Source organism: Arthrobacter sp. H14 (assembly GCF_000520495.1).
Taxonomy (GTDB): Bacteria; Actinomycetota; Actinomycetes; order Actinomycetales; family Micrococcaceae; genus Arthrobacter_C.
The window spans coordinates 27,722-32,718 of sequence record NZ_KI914644.1; the positions used below are offsets into that span (position 1 = coordinate 27,722).

Genomic DNA, 4,997 nt, shown 5'->3' on the forward strand with positions numbered 1-4,997 from the left:
GTGGCTGGCCCGCCGTGTTCGACCGGGCCAGTGGCAGCACCATGTACACCGAAGACGGCCGGGAGTACCTCGACTTCTTCTCCGGCGCCGGTGCGCTGAACTACGGCCACAACCATCAGGACCTGCTGGAACCGCTGCTGGATTACCTGCGCAGCGGCTCAATCACCCACTCGATGGACATGCACACCCCGGCGAAACGGAAGTTCCTGGAGACTTTCCGGGACGTCATCCTTGAGCCCCGCGGTCTCGACTACAAGGTCATGTTCCCGGGCCCGACCGGCACCAACACGGTCGAAGCCGCCTTGAAGCTCGCCCGCAAGGTGACCGGCCGCCAGCACGTACTCAGCTTCACGAACGCCTTCCACGGCATGACGCTCGGCGCGCTGGCCGTGACCGGCAACTCGATGAAGCGCCAGGGAGCCGGAGTGGCACTGACCAACAGCTCCAAGATCCCCTACGACGATTACTTCGACGGCGAAACCACCGATTTCCACTGGCTCGAGCGGGTGCTCGCAGACAGCGGCTCCGGCGTCGACCTCCCCGCCGCCGTCATCGTCGAAACCGTGCAGGGCGAAGGTGGCCTCAACGCCGCACGCGCTTCCTGGCTGCGTGCCCTGTCGGACCTGTGCAAGAAGCACGACATCCTGCTCATCGTCGACGACGTCCAGGCCGGCTGCGGCCGCACCGGAACCTTCTTCAGCTTCGAAGAGGCCGGAATCGTGCCCGACATCGTCTGCCTGTCAAAGTCCATTTCCGGCTACGGCCTGCCGATGGCGCTCACCCTGTTCCGCCGCGAACTGGACGTCTGGGGACCGGGCGAGCACAACGGAACCTTCCGCGGCAGCAACCCGGCATTCGTCACCGCCACCGCCGCGCTCAAGCGTTTCTGGAGCGACCGGGAGAACTTCGAGCAGCAGATCGCTGTACGGGCCAACCAGCTGCACGAGGGCCTGGCCCGCGTTGCGGCGACGACCGAAGGCGCCGTTGTGCGCGGCCGTGGGTTACTGGCCGGCGTGGCATTTCCCGATCCGTCCACTGCGGAGAAGATTGCAGCGGCATCGTTTGAGCGGGGGCTTTTGGTGGAAACTTCGGGACCCGAGAGCGAAGTCCTGAAGCTGATGCCGGCCCTGACCATCAGCACCGAGGACCTGGCCCGCGGGCTGGACATCCTGATGGAAGCCGTCGACGCCTCCGTCGGCGAGCGGGAACTCACCGCCGTCTCCTAGTACCTGGGCCAGGCCGGCGCCGTCTTTCTGCAGTGGTGCCGGCCCGGTTGCCCCTGCCGTCGTCGTCGTCGTAATACCGTGCGGCGGGTCTGCACCGTACGTATGATCGTGCCCCGGGTGCCCCTGCGCCCGGCCTGGCGAACAAAAATATTGATGGGAAATACAAGTGATAGTTACACAGCTGAACGACCTCAATGACACTGAACGGGACATCAAGTCCGAGACCTGGCGCAGCCGCCGGCTGGTGCTGGGCCGCGAGGGAGTTGGATTCTCCTTCCACGACACCGTGATCTACGCCGGAACCGAGTCCAGCTTCTGGTACGCCAACCACATCGAGGCTGTCTACTGCGTCGGCGGCGAGGGCGAACTCATCAACGACGAAACCGGCGATGTGCACCCGATCTCGGACGGCACGCTGTACCTGCTGGACAAGCATGAGAAGCACACCGTGAAGGCAAAAACGGACCTGCGGATGGCCTGCACGTTCAATCCGCCGGTCACGGGACGCGAGATACACGACGAGAACGGCGTGTATCCGCTGATAACTGAATAACACGTCAAGGCCTGGCGGAAACGAGCTGCCAGCCGGAGGTCGTTTCCGCCGGGCCCTTCTTTTTTCGGTGCGGGGACCGAAATCAGCGCCCGCGCCGTCGACAGATACTGAGGAGGAACACATGACTGAAACAGTTGAAAGTCGCATCGATACCTATCCCACACGGGTCGATCCCGAACCGAAAGTGATGGACCGGGAGGATCCCGTCGTCTGGGGAACGCCGGACAAGGGACCGCTGTCAGCAAAGGAGCTGGGCGGCTATGACCAGAAGGGTTACCTCGCCATAGAGGATCTGGTGACACCGGAGGAAGTGGAGTCCTTCCGCGCAGAGTTGCGCAGGTTGTCCAACGACCCGGCCGTCCGCGCTGATGAATGCACCGTCGTCGAGGCCAAGTCACAGGAAGTCCGCTCGATCTTCGACGTACACAAGACCAGCGACGTCTTCGCGAAGATTGTCTCCGACCCGCGCGTCGTCGAGCGTGCCCGCCAGATCCTCGGATCGGACGTATACGTGCACCAGAGCCGGGTCAACTTCAAGCCCGGCTTCGAGGGCAAGGAGTTCTCCTGGCACTCGGACTTCGAAACCTGGCACGCCGAGGACGGCATGCCGCGGATGCGCGCCGTCAGCATTTCCATTTCGATGACGGATAACTACTCCTTCAATGGGCCGCTGATGATTATGCCGGGTTCGCATCAGAAGTACATCAGCTGCGTGGGGGAGACCCCGGACGACAATTACAAGTCCTCGTTGGTGATGCAGGGCGCCGGAACTCCGGATAAGGAAACGCTGACCCGGTTCGCCGACACATACGGCATCGATGTCCTCGAGGGCAAGGCCGGCGGGGCCATCATGTTCGATTCGAACTGCATGCACGCCTCCAACGGCAACGTCACACCGTTTGCGCGGTCGAATGTGTTCATTGTCTTTAACAGTGTCGAAAACACGCTGGAGGAACCGTTCGCAGCGTCCGCGCCGCGGCCCGACTTCATCGGATCCCGGGACTTCACCCCGGTTGGCAAGGCTCTGGGCGACTGAGAGCAAACGCGGCCGGCGCCAACCGTGGCGCCGGCCCCCACCGGAGGTGTAATTAGTGAACAAACCCAAGAAACTTATCCGTACCGCCCTTGTCGGCTTCGGACTGTCCGGGCGGGCATTCCACGCACCAAACATCGCAGCGGACGACCGGTTCTCGCTGGACGTCATCGTCACCGGAAATCCGGAACGGGCGGCCGCCGCGGCCCAGCTTTACCCGCAGGCGCGGATTGTTCCGACCCGTGGGGAAATGTTCGCCATGGCGGCGGACCTGGACCTGATGGTGGTGGCGACTCCTCCCTACACCCACGTCGGATTCGCCACCGACGGCATCGCGCACGGGCTGCATGTCGCCGTCGACAAGCCTTTTGTTGTTAATTCGGCAGAGGGCAGTCAGTTGATTGAGCAGGCAACTGCTGCCGGTGTTTTGCTGACGGTCTTCCAGAGCCAGCGGTGGGACGAGGACTTCCTGTCGCTGCAGCAGATGATTTCGGACGGCCATTTCGGCGAGGTTCACACCTTCGAGTCCCGGTTCGAGCGGTGGAGCCCACAGTGCCGCAACCATCCCGAAAAGCAGGCCACGGTCGCCGGAAGCGAAGGCTTGTTCTTCGACCTCGGAACCCGCGTAGTCGAGCAGGCTAAAGAACTGTTTGGACCGGTGAAAAAGGTCAGCGCCGATGACACCCGGCACAGTCTGGCGGCACGCTGGGATAACGACGACGACACTTACGTTGCGCTCGAACATGCCAGCGGCGTCCGGTCCCGGCTGTGGATGAACCGGACCGGACCGCGCTTCCGCGTCCTAGGCTCCGAGAGCACCTACACGCAGTGGGGCCTCGACGGGCAGCAACCGGCGCTGGCCGCGGGGGTATTGCCCGAAGGATCGGAACCGGGAACCGACGAGGACGCCACCTGGGGGCGACTCGGCCCGTTCGGGGACCTGCAGTCCGCTGCGGATACCGGCGGTTCCACCCCGGATTTCTACCGGATGCTCGCGGACAGCCTGCTCGACGGCGGACCGGTGCCGGTGGATCCGGCCGGGCCCCTGGAGGTATTACGGATCATGGAGAGCATCCGCGCCTCGGCATGACCGGCGCGATAGTCTGGTTGGATGACCGACCAGCGCCCCATCCGTACTGCCGTTATCGGGTTCGGCCTCTCCGGCCGCGTTTTCCATTCTCCGTTGATCGCTGCCGACGAGCAGTTCTCGCTCGACGTCATCGTCACAGCCAACCCGGACCGTGCCGCCGACGCCGCGGAGCGTTATCCAGACGCGAGGATCGTCGCCGGCGCGGAGGAACTATTCCGGCTGGCCTCCGAACTGGACCTGGTGGTGATCGGTACGCCACCGAACACCCACACGGCGCTGGCCGGTGAGGCCATCACTCACGGGCTGCACGTCGTCGTCGACAAGCCATTTGCTGTGAGTTCACCGGAGGCCGGTGCGCTGATGGACCGGGCCGCGGCAGCCGGCGTCGTGCTTACCGTGTTCCAGAACCGGCGCTGGGACGCCGATTTCCTGACCCTGCAAAAGCTCCTCGCCGATGGCGCGCTTGGAGATGTGTACTCGTTTGAATCCCGGTTCGAACGGTGGAGCCCGCGGAGCAGGACCCCGTGGAAGGAACAGACGCCGGTGGTTGAGGGCGGCGGGATGCTGTTCGACCTCGGTTCGCATGTCATCGACCAGGCGCTGCAGCTGTTCGGCCCGGTCGAGAATCTGTACGCCGAAACCGCCCGGCGCAGTACGGCCGGCGGTTCGGATGCCGACGACGACACGTTTGTCTCGCTGCTGCATACCAATGGGGTGCGCTCCCGGTTGTGGATGAATAAGTTCGCGGCGCAGGTTGGCCCGCGGTTCCGGGTCCTGGGTTCGGAGGCCGGCTACACCAAGTGGGGCCTCGACGGACAGGAGCCTGCACTCGCGGCCGGTGTGCTGCCCACCGACGAGGATTACGGAGTGGAGAACGTCTGGGGAATGATCGGCCGGGACGGCGAATCGAGCCCGGTCCCCTCCGAACGCGGAAACTACCCGGCCTTCTATGAACAGCTCGGACGGGCCGTGCTCGACGGCGGGGATCCACCGGTGGACCCGGCAGGATCCTTCGAGGTGCTGCGGATCATCGAGAAGATACATGGGCTCGTCTGAGGAGTTGTGGAAGCAGGGGAGCGAGCCCGCCGGCGGGCC

General features: G+C 64.1%; 5 protein-coding genes. All 5 read left to right on the forward strand.

What is annotated here, in order from left to right:
• Positions 1-1,226 (forward strand): diaminobutyrate--2-oxoglutarate transaminase (ectB, locus tag Y707_RS24365; RefSeq protein ID WP_081744717.1); only part of this gene is annotated, 1,226 nt, incomplete at its 5' end.
• A 166-nt stretch (positions 1,227-1,392) separates the two neighbouring features.
• Positions 1,393-1,779 carry an ectoine synthase gene (locus tag Y707_RS0107835; RefSeq protein WP_026534659.1) on the forward strand — a complete coding sequence of 129 codons (387 nt, stop codon included), beginning with the start codon at positions 1,393-1,395 and terminating at the stop codon, positions 1,777-1,779.
• A gap of 121 nt (positions 1,780-1,900) precedes the next feature.
• Positions 1,901-2,815 (forward strand): ectoine hydroxylase, encoded by a 915-nt coding sequence (gene thpD / locus Y707_RS0107840; protein ID WP_026534660.1) that lies wholly within the window; start codon positions 1,901-1,903, stop codon positions 2,813-2,815.
• Between the two features lie 55 nt (positions 2,816-2,870).
• Positions 2,871-3,902, forward strand: a complete 1,032-nt coding sequence (locus Y707_RS0107845) for a Gfo/Idh/MocA family oxidoreductase (RefSeq protein ID WP_026534661.1) — start codon at positions 2,871-2,873, stop codon at positions 3,900-3,902.
• A 21-nt stretch (positions 3,903-3,923) separates the two neighbouring features.
• Entirely contained in the window at positions 3,924-4,958 is a 1,035-nt protein-coding gene (locus tag Y707_RS0107850; protein WP_026534662.1) for a Gfo/Idh/MocA family protein, read from the forward strand.
• Positions 4,959-4,997 lie beyond the last annotated feature (39 nt).

Bases quoted from the DNA above. Each gene is read 5' to 3' on its own strand.
- Y707_RS0107850 (WP_026534662.1), top strand. From the start codon at position 3,924: ATGACCGACCAGCGCCCCATCCGTACTGCCGTTATCGGGTTCGGCCTC.
- thpD (WP_026534660.1), top strand. From the start codon at position 1,901: ATGACTGAAACAGTTGAAAGTCGCATCGATACCTATCCCACACGGGTC.